The 22,297-nt window shown below is 72.5% G+C and carries 21 protein-coding genes; 9 read left to right on the top strand and 12 right to left on the bottom strand.

What is annotated here, in order from left to right; genetic code table 11:
- Window positions 1-5 precede the first annotated feature (5 nt).
- Window positions 6-1,289, bottom strand: a complete 1,284-nt coding sequence (locus tag JW613_RS34755; protein ID WP_209215186.1) for an alpha/beta hydrolase — start codon at window positions 1,287-1,289, stop codon at window positions 6-8.
- A gap of 183 nt (window positions 1,290-1,472) precedes the next feature.
- Between JW613_RS34755 and JW613_RS34750 the strand changes: the two genes are divergently transcribed.
- Window positions 1,473-2,291, top strand: a complete 819-nt coding sequence (locus JW613_RS34750) for an NPP1 family protein (protein WP_209215185.1) — start codon at window positions 1,473-1,475, stop codon at window positions 2,289-2,291.
- Between the two features lie 144 nt (window positions 2,292-2,435).
- Here JW613_RS34750 and JW613_RS34745 read toward each other — a convergent pair whose 3' ends face one another.
- The 3 genes from JW613_RS34745 to JW613_RS34735 all read right to left on the bottom strand — a co-directional run bounded on the left by JW613_RS34745 (window position 2,436) and on the right by JW613_RS34735 (window position 5,700).
- Complete coding sequence (locus JW613_RS34745) at window positions 2,436-3,248, bottom strand: DeoR/GlpR family DNA-binding transcription regulator (protein WP_209215184.1); 813 nt, start codon at window positions 3,246-3,248, stop codon at window positions 2,436-2,438.
- Between the two features lie 77 nt (window positions 3,249-3,325).
- Window positions 3,326-4,330, bottom strand: a complete 1,005-nt coding sequence (pdxA, locus tag JW613_RS34740) for a 4-hydroxythreonine-4-phosphate dehydrogenase PdxA (protein ID WP_209215182.1) — start codon at window positions 4,328-4,330, stop codon at window positions 3,326-3,328.
- A complete protein-coding gene (locus tag JW613_RS34735; protein WP_307866158.1) occupies window positions 4,327-5,700 on the bottom strand; it encodes a four-carbon acid sugar kinase family protein in 1,374 nt (457 codons plus the stop codon). Before JW613_RS34735 ends, pdxA begins: the two co-directional genes overlap by 4 nt.
- Window positions 5,701-5,901: 201 nt before the next feature.
- Here JW613_RS34735 and JW613_RS34730 point away from each other — a divergent pair, with 201 nt between their 5' ends.
- The 4 genes from JW613_RS34730 (at window position 5,902) to JW613_RS34715 (ending at window position 10,246) form a co-directional block, all read left to right on the top strand.
- The gene (locus JW613_RS34730; RefSeq protein WP_307866157.1) at window positions 5,902-6,909 is read left to right on the top strand and encodes an aldo/keto reductase; all 1,008 of its coding nucleotides are present in this window, start codon (window positions 5,902-5,904) and stop codon (window positions 6,907-6,909) included.
- A 62-nt stretch (window positions 6,910-6,971) separates the two neighbouring features.
- On the top strand, window positions 6,972-7,748 hold the full coding sequence (locus JW613_RS34725; RefSeq protein WP_209215180.1) for an HpcH/HpaI aldolase family protein: 777 nt from the start codon (window positions 6,972-6,974) through the stop codon (window positions 7,746-7,748).
- The gene (locus JW613_RS34720; protein ID WP_209215179.1) at window positions 7,745-8,704 is read left to right on the top strand and encodes a phosphoglycerate dehydrogenase; all 960 of its coding nucleotides are present in this window, start codon (window positions 7,745-7,747) and stop codon (window positions 8,702-8,704) included. Before JW613_RS34725 ends, JW613_RS34720 begins: the two co-directional genes overlap by 4 nt.
- 120 nt (window positions 8,705-8,824) lie before the next feature.
- Window positions 8,825-10,246 (top strand): Nramp family divalent metal transporter, encoded by a 1,422-nt coding sequence (locus JW613_RS34715; RefSeq protein ID WP_209215178.1) that lies wholly within the window; start codon window positions 8,825-8,827, stop codon window positions 10,244-10,246.
- 79 nt (window positions 10,247-10,325) lie between these two features.
- On the opposite strand, the gene JW613_RS34710 is transcribed toward JW613_RS34715, so the two are convergent.
- The 4 genes from JW613_RS34710 to JW613_RS34695 form a co-directional block, all read right to left on the bottom strand.
- Window positions 10,326-10,700 carry a hypothetical protein gene (locus JW613_RS34710; protein WP_099885836.1) on the bottom strand — a complete coding sequence of 125 codons (375 nt, stop codon included), beginning with the start codon at window positions 10,698-10,700 and terminating at the stop codon, window positions 10,326-10,328.
- Window positions 10,701-10,806: 106 nt separating this feature from the next.
- Window positions 10,807-11,349, bottom strand: a complete 543-nt coding sequence (locus JW613_RS34705) for a roadblock/LC7 domain-containing protein (protein WP_209215177.1) — start codon at window positions 11,347-11,349, stop codon at window positions 10,807-10,809.
- Between the two features lie 38 nt (window positions 11,350-11,387).
- Complete coding sequence (locus JW613_RS34700) at window positions 11,388-12,284, bottom strand: transcriptional regulator (protein WP_209215195.1); 897 nt, start codon at window positions 12,282-12,284, stop codon at window positions 11,388-11,390.
- 101 nt (window positions 12,285-12,385) lie between these two features.
- Window positions 12,386-12,850 (bottom strand): hypothetical protein, encoded by a 465-nt coding sequence (locus JW613_RS34695; protein WP_209215176.1) that lies wholly within the window; start codon window positions 12,848-12,850, stop codon window positions 12,386-12,388.
- A gap of 368 nt (window positions 12,851-13,218) precedes the next feature.
- On the opposite strand from JW613_RS34695, the gene JW613_RS34690 reads away from it, so the two are divergent.
- Both JW613_RS34690 and JW613_RS34685 read left to right on the top strand, forming a co-directional pair.
- Window positions 13,219-13,530 carry a hypothetical protein gene (locus JW613_RS34690; protein WP_209215174.1) on the top strand — a complete coding sequence of 104 codons (312 nt, stop codon included), beginning with the start codon at window positions 13,219-13,221 and terminating at the stop codon, window positions 13,528-13,530.
- Between the two features lie 92 nt (window positions 13,531-13,622).
- Window positions 13,623-14,378 carry a dienelactone hydrolase family protein gene (locus JW613_RS34685; RefSeq protein WP_209215172.1) on the top strand — a complete coding sequence of 252 codons (756 nt, stop codon included), beginning with the start codon at window positions 13,623-13,625 and terminating at the stop codon, window positions 14,376-14,378.
- Window positions 14,379-14,419: 41 nt separating this feature from the next.
- Here the strand turns inward: JW613_RS34685 and JW613_RS34680 are convergent, their stop codons facing one another.
- From JW613_RS34680 to JW613_RS34670, 3 genes are all read right to left on the bottom strand, one after another.
- Complete coding sequence (locus tag JW613_RS34680) at window positions 14,420-15,601, bottom strand: MFS transporter (RefSeq protein ID WP_209215169.1); 1,182 nt, start codon at window positions 15,599-15,601, stop codon at window positions 14,420-14,422.
- Between the two features lie 118 nt (window positions 15,602-15,719).
- A complete protein-coding gene (locus JW613_RS34675) occupies window positions 15,720-18,008 on the bottom strand; it encodes an SUKH-4 family immunity protein (RefSeq protein ID WP_209215161.1) in 2,289 nt (762 codons plus the stop codon).
- A gap of 163 nt (window positions 18,009-18,171) precedes the next feature.
- Window positions 18,172-18,591, bottom strand: coding sequence for a CBS domain-containing protein (locus JW613_RS34670; RefSeq protein ID WP_209215159.1), 420 nt, complete (start codon window positions 18,589-18,591; stop codon window positions 18,172-18,174).
- A 259-nt stretch (window positions 18,592-18,850) separates the two neighbouring features.
- Between JW613_RS34670 and JW613_RS34665 the strand changes: the two genes are divergently transcribed.
- Complete coding sequence (locus tag JW613_RS34665; RefSeq protein ID WP_209215157.1) at window positions 18,851-19,240, top strand: hypothetical protein; 390 nt, start codon at window positions 18,851-18,853, stop codon at window positions 19,238-19,240.
- 36 nt (window positions 19,241-19,276) lie between these two features.
- Window positions 19,277-19,732, top strand: a complete 456-nt coding sequence (locus tag JW613_RS34660; RefSeq protein WP_209215155.1) for an archease — start codon at window positions 19,277-19,279, stop codon at window positions 19,730-19,732.
- A gap of 144 nt (window positions 19,733-19,876) precedes the next feature.
- Here the strand turns inward: JW613_RS34660 and JW613_RS34655 are convergent, their stop codons facing one another.
- The gene (locus tag JW613_RS34655; protein WP_209215153.1) at window positions 19,877-21,301 is read right to left on the bottom strand and encodes an RtcB family protein; all 1,425 of its coding nucleotides are present in this window, start codon (window positions 21,299-21,301) and stop codon (window positions 19,877-19,879) included.
- Window positions 21,302-22,297 lie beyond the last annotated feature (996 nt).

Raw genomic sequence — 22,297 nt, 5'->3', positions numbered from 1 at the left:
CGTGGTCACGGAGTGTGGAAGGCCACCTCCGGGTTCGCCTTCGAGGGGCCGTCCAGCAACGGCCGGGGCAGACCGCGCAGATGCCGGTCGAAGAAGGCCGTCACATACCGGGTGGTGATCTCACCCGAGCGCTTCCCGGACAACGGCGCCGAGGGATCGGTGACACCGGCCTGCCCGCCCAGGATCGGCATGTCGATGAAGGTGAAGTGCCCGGAGTCGGCGACCGTGAGCCACCGCTTCCAGCCGTGCAGCCGCTCCCAGGTCCGCGGCCACGTCGTGTCCCGGGCCTGCGGGTCGTGGCCGTCCCTGGTGCCGAGCATGAGGACCGGGCGGCCGGCCGCCGCCTGCGGCACCGGTGCGAAGAAGGTGCCGTCCAAATTGGCGGCGGCCCTGATACGGCGGTCGGTACCCGCTGCCACTGCCGCCGCGTTGCCGCCGAGCGAGTGGCCCGCCGCCCCGATGTGCCGCGGGTCGATCAGCGCCGCGTAGTCGGGGGACCGCTTGCGCCCTTCCGGTGCGTGCCGCCGGTCCCGCGCGGGGCGCGTCAACTCGTCGACGACGAAGGAGATGTCGGCCGCCCGGTTCCGCGCCGCCCGGGCCAGCAGCTTCTTCTCCCCCTCGTCGGTCGGCGCGGCCTCCACGGTCTCGCATGCGACGCAGGTCAAGGTGCGTGCCGCGGCCTTGTCGGCACGCGCGGCGCCCCGGTCCGTGAAGGTCGTGCCGAAGGATTCGTAGGCGTGGTCCAGCAGTGCGACGACGTAGCCCTGTGAGGCCAACTCCTCCGCCAGCGTGGTGAGGGTGGCGCGGTGCAGGGTGAAGCCCGGGGAGAGCACCACGAGCGGGTGCCTGCCCGGTGCGGGGCGGGCGCCGAAGCGGGCGTTGGTACGGACCGAGGCGAGCCGGTCGGCCGGGAAGGATCTGTCCAGCTTCAACCCTTTGAGCAGCAGTGCCGCTTCCTCGGCCGACAGATACGGCGCGGGGGCCGACCGGTCGCCGCCGCGCCGCGCGGGGTAGAGGACCGAGACCATCACCCGGCGGGCGCCCGCCGACGGCACCCAGGGATCGCGGCGGTCGTGGTCGACCAGGGGCAGGGTGTCCCGTCCGACCGCCCACTCCCCCGTGGGCTTCGGAATGGACAGGCGGCTGTCGCTGTTCGCGGCGGTCGCCGCAGAGGCTGCCGGGCGCGCGTCGGCCGTCGACGTCCTCTCGGCGGAGGCGCAGGCGGCGGCTGTCGGGGTGAGCAGGGCGGCGGTCAGGACAGCGACCGCCGCGCAGTGTGTGCGGATCATGGCCGGGAGCCTATGAACGCGCGCACCGTCCGGGCAGCGACGAAAGGCGGGGGGCTTCCTGACTTTCGTCAAGGAAGGCCGGGCGGTTGGGGCGCGCGACGTACGGAGTTCGCCCTCTTGGCAGGGGCGCCGACGCACGGCAGCGTGAGCCGAGCATCTCACCCCCCACCATGGAGTGCGCACATGAGAGAGGCGAAAACCGCGTATGACGCCCCTGCCGGCCGGTCCCGCCGAGCCGTCGGACGGGGCAGGAAGGCCCCGGCCGTCGTGGTCGGGGCCTTCGCTCTGGTCGTCGGGCTGCCGGGGACGGCGCTGGCCGATCCGCCGCAGTCGCTGCCCATGAACGCGACCGAGTTGGAGAAGAGGTTCCAGCCCGCCTACGACTACGACACCGACGGCTGCTATGCCACCCCCGCCATCGGCCCGGACGGCACCATCGCCCCGGGCCTGAAGATAGGCGGCGACGTCAACGGCAACTGCCGCGACGCCTCCGACCTGGAGAACACCAACGGCTACTCCCGCACCAAGTGCAACAACGGCTGGTGCGCCCTGGTCTACGCCTCCTACTTCGAGAAGGACCAGGCGGCACTCGGCGGCGGGAGCGCCGGGCACCGGCACGACTGGGAGCACGTCGTGGTGTGGGTGCACAACGACCAGGTCGAGTACGTCTCGACCTCCAACCACGGTGGATTCACCGTGCACCACAAGGACGCCCTGCCTTTCGAGGGCACGCACCCCAAGGTCGTCTACCACAAGGACGGGGTGAGTACCCACTGCTTCCGCGCCGCCAAGAACGACGGCGGTGACGAGCCGCCCGAGAATCACCGGGGGAGCTGGCAGTTCCCCACCCTCGTCGGCTGGGACGGCTATCCCGAGGGGCTGCGCGACAAGTTGACCGGGGCGGACTTCGGCAGCGCCACCCTGGGCATCAAGGACGACACCTTCAACAGCCATCTGGCCGCGGCCGTACCGGACGGCATCCCCTTCGACCCCGACGCCTGAGACAGGACCGGACGCGGGGCGGTGGTCGCTGCTGTGCACGAGGCAACACGCCGGCGGGCACCTGCCCCGCAGGCCACCCCCGCGCGGTCCGCTTCTGCCGACCGCCGCATCCCACCCTGTGGGCCGACCGCTGCCGCGTCCGCGTCAGTCCTGCGCCTCCCCCGGTCGCGGCGCCGCCTCTTCGACGGGCTCGGTACGCACCACCCGCACACCCCGTTCGGTGAACTTCGCCACCTGGTCGGCGTCGGCCGCCGCGTCCGTCACCAGTGTCCAGCCCGCCGGCAGCGCGGCCCACGCGTGGAACGGGGCCCGGCCGAGCTTCGCCGCGTGCGCGAGTACGTAGGTGTGTGCGGCCCGGCGCGCCATCAGCTCCTTCAGCCGCGTCTGGCGCAGCTCCGCCTCGCAGATCCCGCCGTCCGCCGTCACCCCGTCCGCCGACAGGAAGACGCGGTCGAAGGTGAGCCGTTCCAGTGCCGCTTCGGTCAGCGGGCCCACGAAGGCCTGGCTGACCGGCCGCCAGGTCCCGCCCAGGCACTCGACATGGACGGTCTCGACGTCCGCCAGCTCCTGCAGCGCCGTCAGGCCGGTCGTGGCCACGGTGAGATCGTCGACCGTACGCAGTTGGTGCGCCAGCGCACCCACCGTCGACCCCGCGTCCAGCAGTACGGTCTCGCCCGGCCGCACCTGGGCCGCCGCCCAGCGGGCGATGGCCCGCTTCTGCTCGTACGCCTCCCCCGTGCGCTGCCGCAGCGACGCCTCCGGATGTGCGCTCAGCGCCATCGCCCCGCCGTACGTACGGGCCAGCCGGCCGTCGGCGGTGAGCCGGGCGAGGTCGCGGCGGATGGTGGAGGCGGTCACGCCGAAGTGCTGCGAGAGCTCCTCGACGCTGGCCAGGCCGGTGGTGGTGGCGAGCTGCAGGATCTCCTCGCGGCGGGCCCGGGATCCGGTGGGCGGCATCAGGTGTCCTTCGCGATACATCGGTCGGTCGGTCACTTCGGTTGCTTCGGTCCAACTGCCCTTCGTGGGGCTTCGGTTCAGTGGGCGGTGGACATCTCGGCGGCCTGCCGCAGCGCCTCGATCATGCTACCGGGCTCGGCCTTTCCGGTACCGGCGATGTCGAACGCGGTGCCGTGGTCCACGGAGGTGCGGATGACCGGCAGGCCGACGGTGAGATTGACCCCCGCCTCGATACCGAGCACCTTCACCGGACCGTGGCCCTGGTCGTGGTACATCGCCACGATGAGGTCGTAGTCGCCGCGGGAGGCCAGGAAGAACGCGGTGTCGGCGGGGAGCGGGCCGCGAGCGTCGATACCCGCGCGGCGTACCTTCTCCAGCGCGGGAACGATCTTCTCCTCCTCCTCGCCGTAGCCGAACAGCCCGTTCTCTCCGGCGTGCGGGTTGATGCCGCAGACCCCGATGACGGGATCCGCCCGACCGGCCCGGACCAGCGCCTGGTGGCCGCGGCGTACGGTCCGCTCGACCAGCCCCGGCTCGATCCGGCGCACAGCGTCGAGCAGTCCAATGTGGGTGGTGACGTGGATGACTTTCACCTTCTCGGTGGAGAGCATCATCGACACCTCCTCGACCCCGGTGAGCTCGGCCAGCAGTTCGGTGTGGCCGGGGTAGAGGTGTCCGGCGGCGTGCAGTGCCTCCTTGTTGAGCGGTGCGGTGCAGATTCCGTCGATCTCGCCCGCGACCGCGAGTGCGGCGGCGCGCTCGACGTACGCGTAGGCGGCGTGGCCCGCTTCGGCGGAGAGCCTGCCCCAGGGCAGCCCGGCGGGCAGCAGCGCGAGGTCGACGACGTTGATCCGGCCGGGGACCAACTCGGCGTCGGCCGGGGTCCGTACGGCCACCACCTCGCAGTCGACGCCGAGGATCCCGGCCGCCTCCCGCAGCCGTGCGGCGTCACCGATGACCACGGGCCGACACCGGTCCAGCGTCCCGGGGTCGAGCGCTGCGGACACGATCACCTCCGGCCCGACACCGGCGCCGTCACCCATGGTGAGGCCGATCAGAGGGAGGGGCTGCTGCGCGTTCACTGTGTCACTCCTTGGCATGGCAGGGGGGTTGAGGATGCGGCCGGCGCCAGGGACGGCGGCTGCGGCTGCGGCACGGGAGGCGCCGGCACGGAAGGCGCGGGAACGAGGCGGGGGCGGAGCGCGGCCGCGATCCGGTGGAGGGAGTCGGGGCCGCCGAAGCTGCCGGGCCGGGTGACGACCGACCGCCCGTCGTCGGTACGGGAGTGGACGGCGCCGTGGTGGATCTCGCCGAGCGGCAGCAGCGCCGTGACACCCGCCGCGTCGAGCACCCGACGGGCGGTCTCTCCGCCGGTGAGCACCAGGTCGGGCCGGCCGGGGAGGGCCGCCACCGTCCGCGCCAGTCCGGCCACCACCCGCCGTGCTCGATCCGGCCGGATCCCACCGGTCGGATCGACCGAGACCACGGTGACGGCGTCGGCTGTGAGCGGGGGCAGTGGTACGGGGTCCTCGGCGGCCAGCGTCCCGGGGTCCAGGGCCAGATGTCGGGCCCCGGCTGCCACCAGCTGTGCGATCTGGGCGGCCACCACGGGCTCTGCGCTTCCGGCGACGACGAGCAGAGGACGCGCGGCGGCGGATGCGTCCTCCCCCGCCCCGGTCTCCCGCCCCGATGTGCCGGTCCCGATGTGCCCGCCGAGGGAGGCGGCCAGCCCGCCGCTGCCCAGCAGCCGGTATCCGGGGCCGAGGGCCACCGCGGCCTCGGTGATCGCGGCCAGGTCGGCATCGGTGACGGCGTCGCACACCGGGTGCCGGCCCCGCCTCGCCACGGACCTCAGCAGGTCGGCAAGGCCGCGGACTCCCTGCCGTACGGCCTCGACCGGTACCCGGGCGGTGGGCAGGGGGGCGAGAGCTTCGGTGACGGACCGGGGTGGGCGACGCCCCTCGGCGCGCCAGGCGGCGCTCTCGTGCAGCGGTACGCCCTCGACATGGAGCACGCCCTCGCGGACCACCCGGTCGGCGCGGGGCAGCGCCATGGCCACGACCACGGCCTCGGCGCCCTGTGCGAATGCGGCGGCCTCGGCTCCCACGTTCCCGCGCAGCAGCGAGTCGGACTTCTTGTACCACAGGACCGGCTCACGCCGTGCCTCGGCGGCCTCCGTTCCGGAGCACGCCGGATCGGTCCGGCGCCGGGGCGGGGGTATGGCCGCTGTCTCGGCCAGGACTGTCCGTACCGCCGCGGCCGCGGCGCGGCTCGTGGCCTGGCGCGAGTCGAGGTCCACCACAACGGCCCGACCGGCTGCCCCGGGAGTGCTCGTCTGCGGCGGGCCGAGGGTCAGCCTGGCTGGCAGCCGCAGCAGTGCGGCCACCTCTGCCGCACCGGACAGGTCGTCGGCGAGCGCCATGACGGGCGCCGCGCCCTTCCAAGCGCTCACGCGAACCTCCTTCGCAGCCGAGAACTCCGCACAGCCCGTACGGGATATGCACGCGACACGCAGAAACTCGGGGAGCCGCGGCGCCGATGGCACCTGATGATGGCACAGCGTGCGCGATTCGCGCGAGACTCTTGCGCGGAATACGCAAGCATGCAAGCGTGCCCTCCACGCGACACCGGCCCGTATCGGAAGGAACCGCTCGTGAGTACCGACACCCGTCCCGGCCCCCGCCCTGAGGAGGTCGCACTCCCGTCCGTCCCCGTACCACTCTCCCGGCTGGTCCTGGGCACCATGACGTTCGGCGACACGGTCGACCGGGCCGGCGCCGCCGCCATGCTGGATACCGCACTGGAGGCGGGCATCACCGGCGTCGACACCGCCAACGTGTACGCGGGCGGCGAGAGCGAGCGGATCCTCGCCGAACTGCTGCCCGGCCGGCGGGAGCGGATCGTGCTCGCCACCAAGGCCGGTATCCCCCACCCCGACCAGGGCGAACACGCGCCGCTGTCGCCCGCCGGACTGCGTGCCGCCCTCGAAGGCAGTCTCAAGCGGCTCGGCACCGACCACGTGGACCTCTTCTACCTCCACCAGCCCGACCGCGGTACGCCGCACGCCGAGACCCTGGCGACCGTCGCGGAGTTCGTCGCCGAAGGGAAGATCCGCGCCCTGGGCGTCTCCAACTACGCCGCCTGGCAGATCGCCGAACTGTCCAGGACCGCCGCCGAGGTCGGCGCCCCCCGCCCGGCCGTCGCACAGCAGCTGCACAACCTGCTCGCCCGCCGGATCGAGGAGGAGTACGTCGAGTACGCGGCCGTCAGCGGACTGCGCACCATGGTCTACAACCCCCTCGGCGGCGGCCTCCTCACCGGTCGGCACCACTTCGGCACCGACCCCGCCACCGGCCGCTTCGGCGACTCGAATCTCGCCTCGACGTACAAGCAGCGCTACTGGAACGAGGACCTGTTCGCCGCCGTCGCACAACTCGGCTCCATCGCCGACGAGGCGGGCATCCCGCTCACCGAACTCGCCCTGCGCTGGCTGCTGGACCGGCCCTCCACCGACGCGCTCCTGCTCGGCGGGTCCAAGGTCGCGCAGCTGCGGGCCAACATCGCCGCCGCGCAGGCCGGTCCGCTGCCTGCCGACGTCACCGCCGCCTGCGACGCGGTCGGTGCCGACCTGCGCGGCCCGATGCCCGCGTACAACCGCTGATCCGGGGCCCTGCTCGCCTCCACCTCCCGTTCGGCCGCCCCTTCCCACCCGGAGACCCCGCCATGACCACCGCCGCGCAGTTCACCACCGCCCTGCGCAACCGCCAGCGCCTCCTCGGCTACTGGTCGTTGCTCGACTCCCCCGTCGCCGCCGAGCGCCTCGCCCAGGTCGGGTACGACTACCTCGCCTTCGACGCGCAGCACGGCATGTTCGGCTACCAGGGGCTGCTCAACAACCTCATCGCCACCGACACCCGCGGCTCCACCGCCGTCGGCATGGTCCGCGTCGAGGCCAACGACCCCACGTACATAGGCCGCGCCCTCGACGCCGGAGCCGCCGCCGTCATCGTGCCGCTCGTCGACACGGCGCAGGACGCCGCCGCCGCGGTCGCCGCCGTGCGCTACCCACCGCACGGCCGACGCTCCTACGGGCCCATGCGGGCCCAGTTGCGGATCGGCCCCGATCCGATCGACACCCACGCGCAGACCGCGGTCCTCGCCATGATCGAAACCGCTGACGGGCTCGCCGACGTCGAAGAGATCTGCGCCACCCCCGGCCTTGACGGCATCTACGTCGGCCCCTCCGACCTACGGCTGGCGATCGGCGGGCGCACCTCCACGGACCCGGAGGTCGCCGAGGAGTTCGAGGCCGCCCTGGCCCGGATCCGTAACGCCGCCGAGGCCGCGGGGATCGCCGCCGGCATACACAACGCCGACGGTGCGAGTGCCGCCCGCCGACTCGACGAGGGCTTCACCTTCGCCACCGTTGCCGCCGATGTCGTCCACCTCCAGCAGGCCGCCGCCGCGCACCTCGCCGCCGCCCGGAGCACCGGCGCATGAACTCCCCCGGCTTCACCACCCTCGTCACCACGCCGACCTTCGCGCGGCACTCGTCAGCGCCATGGACCCTGCTCGCCGAGCAGGGAGCGGGCCCCGTACGGCCGTACGACGACGCGGTACTGCCGCGCGACGAGTTGCTGGAGCGGATATCCGGCGCCGACGCACTGATATCCGGTATGGACCCGATCACCGCCCAGGTGATGGACGCGGCCCCGCGCCTGAAGGTCATCGCCAAGCACGGTGTCGGCACCGACACCATCGATCTCGTCGCCGCCCGCGACCGGGGCATACCCGTCGTCTGCGCGCCCGGCTCCAACTCCCGCGCCGTGGCCGAGTACACCTTCGGGCTCGTCCTGGACGCCGCCCGCGGCATCACCGCCTCGCACACCGCCGTCATGGAGGGCCGCTGGCCCAAGCTCTTCGGCCCCGAGCTGCACGGCAGGACCCTCGGCGTCGTCGGCTTCGGCCGGATCGGCCGCCTTGTCGCCGGCTACGCGCAGGCGTTCGGCATGCGCGTGCTCGCGCACGACCCCTACGTCCCCGACGACACCGTCCGGGCGGCAGGCGCCGAACCGGCCCCGCTGGACGCCGTGCTCCGCCACGCCGATGTCGTCACCCTGCACCTCCCGCCCGGCGACCAGCCGCTGCTGGACGCCGCCCGGCTGGCCGTCGTCAAACCCGGCGCCGTCCTGGTCAACGCCGCCCGCGGCGGACTCGTCGACGACACGGCACTGGCCGAGGCGCTGCACTCCGGACAGCTGGCGGCCGCCGCGCTCGACGCCTTCGCGGTGGAACCCCTCCCGGCCCACCATCCGCTGCGCACGGCACCCCGCCTGACACTCACCTCGCATATGGCCGCCTGCACCCCGGAGGCCAACCACGCGATGGGGCTGATGATCGCCGAGGACATCCTCCGTGTCCTGAACGGCGAGTCCCCGCACCACGCGGCCGGCTGACCCCGGCTCGCCGGCCGCTCGTCCCCGCACCCCGTTCGTCCCTGCTCCTCGATTCCCGCCCCCGTTCCCCTTCCGCTTCCGCTCCGGCGACGGCGCCGGATCCAGCAAAGGAACAACGTCTTGTCCACCACCGCTCCCGCGCCCGCAGCGGCGCCCGCGCAGGCCGATCCGTACGCTCTGCGCGCCGAAGACGCCCGACCGGCACCCACCACCTTGGCCGCCCGGCTGCGCCATCTCGGACCCGGATTCGTGCTGTCCGCCGCCGTCGTCGGCTCCGGCGAACTGATCACCACCACCTCCCTCGGTGCCAAGGCCGGCTTCGCGCTGCTGTGGCTGGTGGTGGTCTCGACCGCGGTCAAGGTCTGGGTGCAGATGGAGCTGGCCCGCTGGACGATCCTCAACGGCCGCACGGCGCTGGAGGGCTACCGGGAGGTCGGCCCCCGCATCGGCCGACTGAGCTGGATCAACTGGCTCTGGATCGGCATGGACTTCGCCAAGATGTTCCAGCGCGGCGGCATCATCGGCGGTACGGCCGCGGCCTGTTCGGTGCTGTGGCCGGTCATCGGGGAACCACTCGGTACGGCCTCCCTGACGCTGTGGGCCTTCGTGGTCACCCTCGTCACCATAGGACTGCTCCAGTCCGGCAGATACAGCCTGGTGGAACGCGCCTGTGTGGTCTCCGTCATCGTTTTCACGCTGGTCACCGTCAGTCTCGCGGTGAGCCTGCCCGGTACGGAGTTCGGCTACGGCGCGGGCGACCTCGGTGGCGGCTTCAGCTTCGAGATCCCGGCAGGCACCGTCGGTATCGCCCTCGCCGTCTTCGGCATCACCGGTGTCGGCGCCGACGAGATGACGACCTACACCTACTGGTGCCTGGAGAAGGGGTACGCCCGCTGGACCGGTCCCGACGACGGCAGCGAGGAGCGCGCCCGGCGGGCCGCCGGCTGGATCAAGGTGATGCGGATGGACGCACTGACCGGCCTGGCCGTGTGCGTGCTGTGCACCCTGTCCTTCTATGTGATCGGCGCAGCCGTGCTGCACCCCCAGGGCCTCGTCCCCGAGGGGAACCAGATGATCTCGACGCTGTCGCGGCTCTACACGGACACCATGGGCCCCTGGGCCGAACACGTCTTCCTCCTGGGCGCGTTCGCGGTCCTCTTCTCGACCCTCATCGGTTCCACGGCATCCGTGCCACGGCTGTGGACCAACACCCTCGGGCTGCTCGGCGTCATCGACTGGACCGACGTCCGCGCCCGTACCCGCACCATCCGCATCCTCACCTGGACCCTGCCGCTGGTGTGGACCTGCTTCTTCCTATGGGTCCAGTCCCCCGTGCTGATGGTCCAGATCGGCGGGATCGGGGGCGGCGTCTTTCTGCTCGCCGTGGTCGTCGCGGTCTGGAAACTGCGCTACACAGGCGTGCCGAAGCGCTTCCGCACCAGCCCCTGGCTGACCGCGGCGCTGGTCCTCAGCAGTCTCGCCATCCTCGGCGTCGGCGTCTACGGAATCCTGGAGACGGTGGGCGTGGTGACGGCGGAATAGCCGGGGCCGCCCGGCGCGGCAGCGGTGTTCAGGCCGCCGACAGGGCGCGCCCGCCGTCCCACGCCCCGGAGGGCGCGCCTCACACCTCCAGACTCGTCTCGATCCGTCGCAGTTGGTGCCGGGCCATGGCGAGGTTGGCCTTGGCCGAGTCCAGCGCTATGTAGAGGAAGAGGCCGTTGCCGCTCTTCGCCTTCAGCAGTCGGATCAAGTGGTACTGGCTGCCCAGGGTGATCAGGATGTCCTCGATCTCGTCCTCGATGCCCAGATGCTCCATCGTGCGCAGCTTGGCCCGTACGACGTCCGTGTTCCCGGCAGCGGCGACCTCCAGATCGAAATGCTTGCCGCCGCCCAGGGTGCCCAGCGCCATACCGCTGGTGTAGTCGACCAGGGCGACCCCGATCGCGCCGTCGATGCTGCTCATCGCTTCCTTGAGGGAAGCCTCGGTGTTGGACATGGTGGAGTGCTGTCCTTTCGTCGGTACGTCGCGTCGGCGCGTCTTGTCGGCGCGTCTTGTCGGTACGTCGCTCGTGGCGGGTGTCGGTGGTCGGTACTCGCGTCGTTCACTCCGTGGTGCGTCGTGCCGGGTCCTCGGGAGCGGGAGGAGCTGGAGCATTGCGGCGGCGCCGTTCGAGGGGCAGGCGGCGACGTTCCAGCTGCGGCCTGCTGTCGGACGGTGCCGGTGGCTCGGCAGCGGAATGCTCAGCCGGGAAGGACCGGGGCTCGGCCAGCAGGGCGCCGATACGCCCCGCTGCGCGACGCCCTTCCAGGTGCAGTCGGCCGACGTTGATGCGGTCGTCCGCCAGGAGCGTGAGCACGGCGGTCGGCCCTGCCGCGTAAGTGGCGACGTATCCCAGCTCCCCGTGCAGCAGCAGTTCGCGGAAAGCGCCGCGTCCCGTCGCCTCGTTCATCCGGAACGCCAGCCCGAGCGCGGCGGCGGTCAGCGCGGCCAGCGGCTCCGCTTCCGGCCGTCGGCCGTCCTGGGCCCGTGCCAGGTCCTCGGCCAGAACGAACCCGTCCACGGTCGCCGCCAACGCCCCGCCGACCTGCGGGACTCTGGCCCGTAACGCGCGCAGTTCCTCGGTCACGGCCGCTTCCGCCGCCATGAGCACTCTCCTCTCGGCACGCTGACGGAATCCCCTGATCACCACGCCTCCAGTGCGTCCCTGAGCCGGCGCAGCAGGGCGACGTCCGGGTCCGGGAACTCGTGGCCCGGCGCCACGGCTGCGCTCGGCCCGCCACCTGCGGTGGTCTCCTGCTGCGGGGCCTGTGCGGGGGAGGCTTCCTGCGGTGGGGGGTGCGCCGGGGCGGGAGGGGGCTGTCGCCCGTGCGGCTCCGGGCCGGCGGGCAGCGCCGGGACAACGAGCCCCCCGGCCGCCAGCCGGCGCAGTTCCACCAGGAGGTGGAAGGTGGGCCGGCCCAGTATCCGGGCGATGTCGGTGGCGGTACGGGCGCCGTCGGCCAGCCGCAGTATCGGCAACTGGCGGCCCGGCACCGTCGGCGCGACCGGCGCGGTGCGGACGGGGGGCAGGACATCGACACGGGCGTCCGGCCAGATGCGGTCCAGCAGCGCCAGGCGGCGTGCGGTCTCACGTTCCACGGCTGTCGGTGGGAGGCCCCGGGGTACCCCGAGCCGGTCCCGTACCCCGCGCCGGAAGCGCCCCGCTCCGCCACCGGTCGCCAGCACGAAGAACGCCGCGTCGTAGAGGGCCGTGCGCCGGCACAGGTCCAGCACTCCGGCGGGTACGAGCCCGCAGGCCACGAGGTGCTGTGCCACGCCTCCCTCCCTTGCCGCCCTGGACAGTGCGGCCTCCCAATCGGCCTGCGACAGTGGGCAACACCGGGTCAGCAGCAGTTCCAGCCCCGTCGCCGCCCCGCTTTCCGCGTGCACGACCTCGCCGTCGACGAGGAAGAGGGTGCCTGCTGCCCGTGTGAACGCGCCGGTGGCACGCTCCGCCGCGAGACGGTGCAGCATCGAAGGGGCACGGCGGGGCGCGCTGCCGGTTTCGGGGGTGCCGTCCCGAGGGTGCTCGTACGGCATCCGGCGGTCGGGCACGCGTCGCTCCGTCCGGGAGTGCTCCGGTACGGAGCGGGCCGACAAGGATCGCCGCTGCGCTCGGAGGAGAGGCACGGCATGTCTCATCAGAGCACCATCCGCTCGGCTATCTCCGCCAGCCGGATCCGCGCCAGCGCGAGATTCCCCTCGTCGCGGGCGAGCCACAGATGGAGGAAGACGGTGCCGTCGAGGGCGCCGGTCACGAAGCGCAGCAGGTGGTAGCTGTCGCTGTTCGTCGCGATGATGTCTTCGACGGCCGGTGCCGTCCCGAGGTGGTGCGCAGCTGGAGCGGTGTCCGGAGCGTGGGCGGGCGCCTTCGCGGTGGTGGGGGGCGAGGACTCGGCCGCCACGGCGGCGAGCGGGCCGAGGGAGCGGTATTCGGCGACCATCCTGGCCAGTTCGGCCGTCTCGCAGGCAGCCGCCTCCCCGTCCCCGCCGGGTGGTTCTCCGGCCAGGCCGAGCGCGAGGCCGCTGATCCAGTCGACCACAGCGGCGCTGCGCGCACCGGGCAGGCGCATCGCCTCCAGGAGGCATTCATCGATTCCGGGCACGCTGCACTCCCCTCCCCTGCGCGGCACACCGCTTCACCAACACCGCCCGGCCACGGACAGTGAGGCTCAGACTACGCACACGCATGCGAGCTGGCGCGCGTTCCGGCATTTTCCGGGGGAACATGCCAAGAACATATGGAAACTGATCGAATTGCTTTGCTCATCGACCGTTTCAGTTATGGAACTGACCGAGTTCGAGCGCAATACGGCTCTGCCCCTTCGGAGGACTCGCCCATCCGGGAGCCGCCTTCTCGAAGATCGGCTGACACTCGGAACCCGCAACGGGAGGCGGCCGACGAGGAGTTGGTAGCGTGCACGTCCCGTTGTGGTGGCAGACTGCGTCCAGGCTTTCGAACTCAGGGACGAACATGGCGAACAAGCGGCGCGCATGGCAGTGGGCCGGTGGCATATGGCTGGTACTGGTGGCTGCGGGAGGAGCAACCACACTGGCGCTCGACCCCGGCAGCAGCCCGACCGCGGACGACGGCCCACGCGACGGCCGGCCCTCGCCCCGCCCGCTGACGGGAGGTCCGCGCGTACCGGAAGGCTGTGAGGACGAGGCGGAGAACGCCCGACGGCAGGCCGGGCCGGGCGAAGGCTACGCCTACCTGTGCGTCACGACTCGGCAGGACTCCGAGGTGAGCCGCTCGGCCGAGCCCGGCGGTCCCCTCTCGTGGTGAGCCGGTCGGCAGGGTCCGGACGGCTCGCGCCCGAGGCACGGTGATAGGAAGACGGGAAAGAGCGCCTGTCCGCCGAGGAAGGGTCACCCCTCATGCACTTCCGGTCCGTCGACATCCCCACTCCGGACGGCACGGCCGACGCCTACGCCGCCTGCCCCGAGGAGGACGGCAGCTACCCCGCCGTGCTCTTCTACATGGACATCATCGGGCTGCGGCCGGTGATCCAGGAGATGGTCACCGAACTGGCCTCGCACGGCTACTACGTCCTGGCGCCCAACGTCTTCCACCGGCACGGCCGCGCTCCCGTCGTCGAGGTGCCCGACCTGAGCAAGGCCGAGGACCGGGAAGCGTTCATGGGCCAGGTCCTCCCGCTGCTGCGGTCCCACACCAGCGAGCACGCCGTCCGGGACGCCGGTGCCTACCTCGACTTCCTCGCGCGGCAGCCGCAGGTACGCGACGGCAAGGCAGGGGTGACCGGATACTGCATGGGCGGCATACTGGCCCTGCGCGCGGCGGCCGCGTACCCGGAGCGGGTCGGCGCAGCGGCCGGCTTCCATGCCGGCCATCTCGTCACCGACGCGCCGGACAGCCCGCACCGCCTCGTCGGACAGCTCTCAGCCCGGGTGCACCTCGGCCACGCCGAGCACGACGACTCCATGACGCCGGACGACGTGACGGCGCTGAACAAGGCACTGGACGAGGCCGGGGTCGACTACACGTCCGAGGTCTATCCGGGTACTTCCCACGGCTTCACCATGGCTGACACCGCCGTCTTCGACCCGGCGGCCCTGGAGCGGCACTGGGACCGGCTGCTGGCGCTCTTCTCCGAGACACTCAAGGAGGGCTGACCCGGTGGACCGTGCGCGGCTCGGGCGCAGGCGGCCCGGGGTCAGGCCGCGGCCGGCTGCCGAGGGGCGAACTCCCTGGCGTACACCAGCGTGACCAGCACCAGGGCCATCGGGACCAGCATGGCGACGCGGTGGTTCCAGATGTCGCCCAACACGCCCACCAGCGGTGAACCGATGAGGAAGCCGACGTAGTTGAAGACGTTGAGCCGTGCGACGGCGGCGTCCGAGGCGCCCGGGAAGAGCCGTCCCGCCGCAGCGAAGGTCTGCGGCACCAGGACGCACAGGCCGAGTCCCAGCAGGGTGAAGCCGAGCATTCCCGTCCACGCCCCGGGTGCCGCCGCCACGGTGCCGAAGCCGAGCGCCGCCAGCAGCGCCCCCGCCCGCACGACGGCCGCGGCTCCGAACCTCCTGACTCCCAGGTCTCCCAGCGAGCGGCCGATCAGGGTGGTCGCCATGTAGACGTTGTACGGAACGGTGGCCAACTGCTCCGAACTGCCCAGCACGTCCTGGAGGTACTTCGCGCTCCAGTTGGAGACGGTGGAGTCTCCGATGTACGCGAAGGTCATCACCAGGCACAGCGGCAGCAGCATACGGAACGCCACCGCCGCCTCGGCGGCGTCCGCCGTTGCCGCCCCCTGACCGTCCCCGGTCGACGGGCCCGGCACGGCGTCCACGTACCACCGGCTGCCCAGCAGCGCGCCGGGCAACAGCACAGCGGCCACCGGCAGATACGAGACGAACAGCGACAGCTGTCCGTGCGCCCCCAGCCACGCCAGCGTCGCGCCGAAGATCCCGCCCAGGCTGTACGCGGCGTGGAAGCCCAGCATGATGCTGCGCCCATAGGTGTGCTGGAGGCTCACCCCGAGCATGTTCATGGAGGCGTCCAGCGCGCCGACGGAGAGCCCGAACACTCCGAGTGCGACGGCGAGTTCCGTCATCGTGTCGCCCGCGCCGACTCCCAGCAGCGACAGCAGCACCACGGGCTGCGCCCACCGGAGCACCACGCTCGGCGGCAGCCGTCCGACCAACTGCTCGGCGCCCACACTCCCGACGCCCGCGAGCACCGGCACCGCCGCGAGAAAGACGGGCAGCAGGGCGTCCGACACGCCGTACCGGTCCTGCACGGCGGGGATACGCGTCACCAGCAGTGCGAAGGCGACACCCTGTGCGAAGAAGCTGAAGGCGAGCGCGGCTCTGCCATGGCGTATCCGTGCTTCCGTCATGGCCGGACAGCGTATGGCGCCCCGCTACCCGCCGGTAGACGGATCAGGGCACGAATTCCGGGGCGCGGGCACGGGCACGGGCACCGGCGTGGGCGCGTTGTCGTCGTCGCGTACGGATTCAACCCGCCGTTCCGGGGCTCCAGATGCCCGAGGCGAGATCGTCGAAGTGGCCCGCCCAGACGCGTTCCGGGTCCGCGAAGGGAAGCGGGTCGTATGTACGCAGGTCCAGGACGAGGTTGTCGGCGACCCAGTAGGTGGCGTCCGGATGCGCGTCCTTCGCCTCGACGCGCCAGCGCCGCAGATCTCGGTGGAGCCTGTACAGCAGATAGGTGTAGGACTCCACGTCGCGGTGTGCGGGCAGCACCTGTTCGAGACCCTCGTCGACCTCGTGCACGATGCCCGTGCGGCCGTCGAGCAGGAGATCGCCGTATCCGAGGAAGTCCAGGTGGAAGAGGTCTTCGAGCGGTGCGGGCAGCCCCTGGACCGCACCCAGTTCCTCGGCCACCTCGGCCCAGTGCGGATCCTCGTCGAGCGGGACGCGGCAGCGCGACGACCCGTCCTTCCAGAAGTCCGGGCTCACACCGCCCGCCGGTATCCCCACCTCGCTCAGGAAACGGCGGGTCGGTCCGTGCGCCATACGCGGGTGGAGCAGACGGGAGGGGATCCGCAGCAGCCCCTCCGCACCGAAGACTTCCTCGAGCACGGGGCGCGTCAACCGCACCCGGGGACGGCAGGGCTCCCGGGGCGGTACGGCATCCGGTCCGGTGAGCTTCGCCAGCCGCACATGGGCGGGCAGCCGCTCCGCGACATAGTCGGCGGGCCCCAGCCGTTCGGACACGGGCCAGCCCGTCATGGCGGCGACGGCCTCCCGATGGTGCGCGGCGACGCCGCCCGGCGAGGTCGGCAGGCAGTCGGCCGCCGCCTGCGCGAGGCAGCCGGGACGCAACTCGTACGCCGGGATGCCGGGCTCCGCGGTGGGCAGACAAGCGGCTGCCGCGTCCACCGCCGCGGAAGCCGCCTCGGGATCGTCCGGGCGGCGTGCGCAGTGCAGCAGCCGCCACACGGACTCGGTCATCGGCCCCTGGGCGAGGGAGAGCGTGGCCGCCGCGTCCCGGGCCGGTGCGCCGAGACCGTCGAGCCAGGCCGCGCACACCCGCTCGGCCAAGGACGCGTGCCGGGCGCCGGCGGAGCCCCGCGCCCTGGCCGCGACAGCTGCCAGCCCCACGTTCGGGTACATCTCGGCCGGGGCGAAGGGCGAGGCGCCGGGCACGGTGGTCTCCTCCGCCCCGTACCAGGCGTCGAAGGCAGCGCGTTCGGTGAGGCGCGGGTCGTCCAGGTCGAGCAGCGCGTGCCGGGTGTGCCCCAGCAGCTGCCGGTCGCAGGATTCCACCAGCACCCGCACGTCCGGGAGCTGAGCGAGCGGGCGGACCAACTCGTCGGCCACCCGCGCGGGTTCCGCGCAGGCGTCCAGTTCGGCGATCGTGACGGTCACCGGCCCGCCGCGTCGGGCGATCATGGCGAGCAGTGCCCGGCAGTGGCGATCGCCGGGAACCGTCCCACCGCTGTCGCCCGACGCGGGCCCGCCGGGAGCGTCCTCGTCCCGAAGGCCGTCGGGCTCCGCTCGGCCGTCCCCGGTGAACTGGGTGTACAGCGCACGAGCGCACTCGGACAGCTCGCGCCCTGCGGCGGAGATCGCGGCCTCACGGACGGGAGCCCCGAAGGCGGTGGGGCCCGACCAGTCCTGGCAGGAGGAGTCCGTGAACCAGGCCAGCAGCCGCGTCTTGCCGACCCCCGAAGCGCCCGTCACCACACATACGGCGGGCCCGCACAGATCGCCGCGCCAGCGCAGCAGAGCCTCCCCCGCAAGCGCACGTCCCGCGGTGAGCGCGGCGAGGGGACGCGGCGGGTCGTGCATCTCCACCGCCGGGAGCTCCGGCAGCCAGGGGCAGGCCTCCGGGTCCGCGTAGTCGGGCGCCGAGGGCAGCGCGCCGGTGCGCTCCAGCAGTTCGACGGCGAGGGGCACATGTTCCGTACGCACACGAGCGGCGTGCTCGACGGTCGCGGCGGCGTTCGCACGCCAGCGTTCGCGCACCTCCTCCGCCCGCGGACAGTCGCGGTGCCCGGTGACCCGGTGCGGCCCTCCGTGGTCCTCGGTCAACTCCTCCAGATCCGCGTGGAAGGCGTCCTGGGCCTCGCCCATCACCCGCACGAAGGTCTCCAGGACCCGGGCCTGCGCGGCAAGGTGGCGCGCCTGGGTGGCGTCCGCCGCACGGGAGCCGGCGCCCCGCGCGGCACGGGCGAGAGCCGCGTACCGCTCCAGCGGGAGGTCGGGCCATTCCAGCCCGACGACGCGGAAGGCCGCGTACAACCGGCCGGGCAGCCTTGGCGGCACGGCGAGGGAGATCATGAGGCCGTACTCTAAGTGCCGCCTGTGACAACGCCGTACACGGGCCCGAACCCGACGGGCCCTGACCTGTACGGCGTCGAGCGCGCGAGGCGCGTGGACGCCAGGGCGTCCACGCGCCCGGAGGGCTCCCGGCGGCCGGGTGTCAGCGGTTCGGCCGCGGGTGTCAGCGGTTCGGGCGGGCGGAGCTCACCTCGGCGAGCGCGGAGTCGGGGTCGCGTTCGAGCGCCACGTCACCGATGCTGACCGTGCCCACGAGTTCGTCGCCGTCCACGATGGGCAGACGACGGACCGCGTGCTCCCGCATCAGGTGCACGGCCTCGTCGATCCCCGCGTCCGGCGCGCAGGTGACCACCTCGCTGCTGCACACGTCCTGGGCGCTGGTGGAGTCGGCGTCCCGGGCGTCGGCCATCGCGCGGACGACGAGGTCCCGGTCGGTGACCACGCCGCGAAGATGGTTCTCCTCGCTGACCACCACCTCGCCGAAGTCCTCGTCCCGCATCAGGCGGGCCACATCGGTGAGCGCGGTCTGCGGGGTGACGGTGATCGGATCGGCCGTCATGATGTCGCGGATCCGCTGGGCCATCTCGTTCTCCTGACTGGTTGCGCTGCAGTGCGCGGCGACGCGCCGCCGCCGCGGCCGGTCCTCGCCACCCGTGCGTTGCCAGCGGCGCGGCCGCCTACACGTTCCGCCGGTGCCCGACGTCGTCCCCCCGCCTCCGGGCCGCTCCCGGAGTGCGGAGGCGGTGAGCAGCGCCCAGCCTGGAGACAGGAGCAGCGGAACGGGTGGGCGCGGCGCGAGGTGTGAGAGCCGGACCGGGACGAGGACGGGATGGGACGGGACGATGGCACGGCTGCTGATCGACGGGGACGACCTGGTCGTCCGGCCGGCATGGTGGGAGAAGATCGCCACCGGGCACGGGGAGATACGGATGCCCCTGTCCGACGTTTCCCGGATCGGCGAGGCATCCGCGTGGTGGCGCCCGATGCGGGGCGAGCCGCAGCGGACCAGCTACCTTCCCGGCCTCTCGCACCTGGGGGTGTGGCGGCACGGGGAGGGCCGGGATTTCATCGCGGTCCACCCCTGGAGACCGGTCGTGGTCGTCGAAACCCGCGGGCAGGCCCCGTTCGCCCGGATCGCGATCTCGGTGCCCGACGCCCATGCCGCCGCGGAACTCCTCCCGGCCGACAAGCATCAGCGCCCCTGGGGCCACACCCCCGTACGGGCGGACTGACGAGGCGGACCGACGAGCGGGAGACAGGCGGTGCCCATGGCCGGTACGACAGGAGACGACAGGCCGACTCGGCTCCGGGGCGAGCGCGGACATCGCGCGGTGCCGCACACGGCTGATGTACGCATCGAGGCGTGGGGCACCAGCCGGGAGCAGTGTCTGGCCGAAGCGGTGCTCGGCATGGTCGAGAGCTTCGCCGACCTCTCCCGGGCCGAGGCACACTCCGTACGGCAGCTACGTGTGACAGGCAGTGGTGACGAAGACCTGCTGGCCACGCTGCTGGACGAGGTCGTCTTCCGGCTGGAGGTGCACGGCGAGGTGCCGGTGCATCTGCGGGTGGAAGCCGTCGGCGAGGTCCTGGACGTACGGGCGGCCGTGACGGACCTGGGAAGGGTGCCGGTCACCGGCGCACCGCCGAAGGGGGTCTCCTTCAACGAGCTGCGGCTGGCGCCGGACCCGTACGGCTGGTCGTGCGCGGTGACGGTCGACGTATGAGCTGCCTGATCCACTGACGTGTGAGCTGCCTGATCCGCTCTCGCGCCGGTCCGGTCGGTGCCGGTCGTTCCGGTCAGTTCGGGTGCCTCGGCCGGGCACGGCCGAAGGACGGCCCGGCCGCCTGGTCGTTCGTCGTCCGGTCGGCTATCCCTTGACCACGCCGACGGGGACCAGCCGCGCCACCTTGCGGCACAGCCCGGCGCCCTCGCTCGCCTCCACCACCGCGGCGACGTCCTTGTAGGCCTCCGGCGTCTCCTCGGCCAGGCTGCGGGGGGACAGCGGGCGGACCGCGATGCCGTCCGCCTCCAACCGCGCCCGCAGCTGCTTGCCACCGACGGTCCGCGCGGCCTGGTGCCTGCTGAGGGAACGGCCGGCGCCATGGCAGGTGGAGTGGAAGGCGTCTCCCCCGGTGACACCGGTGAGGACGTAGGAGGCGGTACCCATGGTGCCGGGGATCAGCACCGGCTGGCCGACGCCGCGCAGGTCCTCGGGAAGCTCCGGGTGCCCGGGCGGAAAGGCACGGGTGGCGCCCTTGCGGTGCACGCACAGCCGCCGCTGCTCCCCGTCGACGGCGTGCGTCTCGATCTTGGCGAGATTGTGGGACACGTCGTAGACCAGGTCGAGTCGGACACCCGCCGCACGCTGGAAGACCCGCCGCGTCGCCTGGGCGAGCAACTGGCGGTTCGCGCGGCCGTAGTTCGCCGCGGCAGCCATCGCTCCCAGGTAGTCACGGCCCTCCGGGGAGTCGACCGGGGTACAGGCCAGCTGCCGGTCCGGCACCTGGATGTCGTACCTGGTCATGGCGCTGTCCATGGCCCGTACATGGTCGGTGCAGATCTGGTGGCCGAGCCCGCGCGAACCGCAGTGGATCATCACACACACCTGGTCCCTGACGATCCCGAAGGCGGCGGCGACCGGTTCGTCGTAGACATCGGCGACCTGCTGTACCTCCAGGAAGTGGTTGGCGGAGCCCAGGCTGCCCACCTGCACGAGCCCGCGCTCGCGTGCCCGCTCGCTCACCTGACCCACATCCGCGGCAGCCACTGCCCCGCCGTCCTCGCAGCGGCGCAGATCCCGCTCCTCGCCGTGGCCCTGCTCCACCGCGTAGCGCGAGCCGCCCTCCAGGACGGCTTCCAGTTCGCCCGGGCCGTCGGGCTCCCAGACCCCGCCCGGGCCCGCACCGCGCGGAATCGTCCGGCCCAGCCCGTCCATGACCTCCTGCAACGCCGGCTCCAGCGCCTGCCGGTCGCAGTCGGCCGCCAGCAGCCGCACTCCGCAGGAGATGTCGAACCCCACGCCACCGGGCGAGATCACCCCGCCGTCGGCGACGTCGGTTGCGGCCACTCCCCCGATGGGGAAGCCGTAGCCCCAGTGGATGTCGGGCATGGCGTAGGAGGCTCCGACGATGCCCGGCAGCGTTGCCACGTTGACGACCTGCTCCAGCGACTTCTCGGCGTCCCGCAGCAGTTCCCGGGACGCGAAGACCACTCCAGGAGCCCGCATCCCGTCCTGAGGGTCCAGACGGAAGCGGTAGGGGTCCTCCTGCACATACTCCCTGACGTGCTCCATCGCAGCCTCCTGATCGGCCTGCGGCTGCGGCTCGTCCACGCCCCCACAGCCTCGGCAGCCCCACGGGACGGGGTTACCAAGCCGTGCCGGAACACACGTCGGCGGCACGGGGCGCGTACGCGCGAGTAGGCACGCGGGCCCGGTTTCGCGTCGCACTCCGGCGGCGACCCGTCGAGGAGACGCCATCCACGTGCCGTGTCCGACCGCCTTTCTGTGAGACCACCATGTTCGCCGCGTACGAAGCCGTGCAGCCGACCGGCCGGGAACCCGAGCCCCCCACGCCGGGTCCAGGACCGGGGCCGCCCGCACCCGGGCCGGGGCCGGTGCCCGGGCCGGAGCCCCCGTCGGAGCCCGACCCGGTACCGCCCGAACCGCCTCAGCCGGGGCCCGACCCCGTGCCGCCGAACCCGCAGCCCCCCACGCCGGGCCCCGAACCGGGCCCGGCACCCGATCCGATCCCTCCCCCGGCGCCCACGCGCACTCGCACCACGGGGTCCTGCGGTTCCGGAGAGGGAGAGGACTAAGGCGAGAGCGAAGGCGAAGCCACCGGTCGATGACTCCGGGCACGGGGCTGTCAGCAGTCTGCAATCGACAGACCGGCCCCGAGGGCGTTGCCGTGTGAGGCCGCCCATAGGAGCCAGATCACTTACGAGGCCGGATCGTATGTCTGGTTCGCGAGGATCCGGGGCGGGGGGTGCGACGGCTCGATCGAGTCGGGTATGTCGCACTACGTGGGGTCGTAGGTCACACAGTTGTCGGGCCGGGGAGCCGGTTCCCAGGGTGGGTGCCAGGTCGCGACGAGACCGGGACAAGCGCACCGCACGGTGCAGCCCCCCGGGGGATGCGCGGCCGGATACGTCCCCCCACTGGAAGGCTCTCCGCTCGCATGCGTACTGCTCTTCGCTCGCTCAAGCCCGCCCGCCTGGCCACCACCGGCCTGACCGCCCTGGGCGCGGCCGGTATCGCCACCACCGCCCTGGCCGGCACCGCCCACGC

Source organism: Streptomyces smyrnaeus (assembly GCF_017676345.1).
In the GTDB taxonomy this organism is placed as follows: domain Bacteria; phylum Actinomycetota; class Actinomycetes; order Streptomycetales; family Streptomycetaceae; genus Streptomyces; species Streptomyces smyrnaeus.
This window is presented reverse-complemented; position numbering and strand designations above follow the sequence as displayed.

Excerpts from the sequence above, each read along its gene's own strand:
- JW613_RS34755 (WP_209215186.1), bottom strand. The coding sequence starts at position 1,289 with ATGATCCGCACACACTGCGCGGCGGTCGCTGTCCTGACCGCCGCCCTG.
- JW613_RS34690 (WP_209215174.1), top strand. The coding sequence starts at position 13,219 with ATGGCGAACAAGCGGCGCGCATGGCAGTGGGCCGGTGGCATATGGCTG.
- JW613_RS34705 (WP_209215177.1), bottom strand. The coding sequence starts at position 11,349 with ATGGCGGCGGAAGCGGCCGTGACCGAGGAACTGCGCGCGTTACGGGCC.
- JW613_RS34665 (WP_209215157.1), top strand. The coding sequence starts at position 18,851 with ATGGCACGGCTGCTGATCGACGGGGACGACCTGGTCGTCCGGCCGGCA.
- JW613_RS34655 (WP_209215153.1), bottom strand. The coding sequence starts at position 21,301 with ATGGAGCACGTCAGGGAGTATGTGCAGGAGGACCCCTACCGCTTCCGT.
- JW613_RS34685 (WP_209215172.1), top strand. The coding sequence starts at position 13,623 with ATGCACTTCCGGTCCGTCGACATCCCCACTCCGGACGGCACGGCCGAC.
- JW613_RS34720 (WP_209215179.1), top strand. The coding sequence starts at position 7,745 with ATGAACTCCCCCGGCTTCACCACCCTCGTCACCACGCCGACCTTCGCG.
- JW613_RS34675 (WP_209215161.1), bottom strand. The coding sequence starts at position 18,008 with ATGATCTCCCTCGCCGTGCCGCCAAGGCTGCCCGGCCGGTTGTACGCG.
- JW613_RS34750 (WP_209215185.1), top strand. The coding sequence starts at position 1,473 with ATGAGAGAGGCGAAAACCGCGTATGACGCCCCTGCCGGCCGGTCCCGC.
- JW613_RS34660 (WP_209215155.1), top strand. The coding sequence starts at position 19,277 with ATGGCCGGTACGACAGGAGACGACAGGCCGACTCGGCTCCGGGGCGAG.
- JW613_RS34745 (WP_209215184.1), bottom strand. The coding sequence starts at position 3,248 with ATGCCGCCCACCGGATCCCGGGCCCGCCGCGAGGAGATCCTGCAGCTC.
- JW613_RS34700 (WP_209215195.1), bottom strand. The coding sequence starts at position 12,284 with ATGCCGTACGAGCACCCTCGGGACGGCACCCCCGAAACCGGCAGCGCG.
- JW613_RS34710 (WP_099885836.1), bottom strand. The coding sequence starts at position 10,700 with ATGTCCAACACCGAGGCTTCCCTCAAGGAAGCGATGAGCAGCATCGAC.
- JW613_RS34670 (WP_209215159.1), bottom strand. The coding sequence starts at position 18,591 with ATGGCCCAGCGGATCCGCGACATCATGACGGCCGATCCGATCACCGTC.
- JW613_RS34725 (WP_209215180.1), top strand. The coding sequence starts at position 6,972 with ATGACCACCGCCGCGCAGTTCACCACCGCCCTGCGCAACCGCCAGCGC.
- JW613_RS34680 (WP_209215169.1), bottom strand. The coding sequence starts at position 15,601 with ATGACGGAAGCACGGATACGCCATGGCAGAGCCGCGCTCGCCTTCAGC.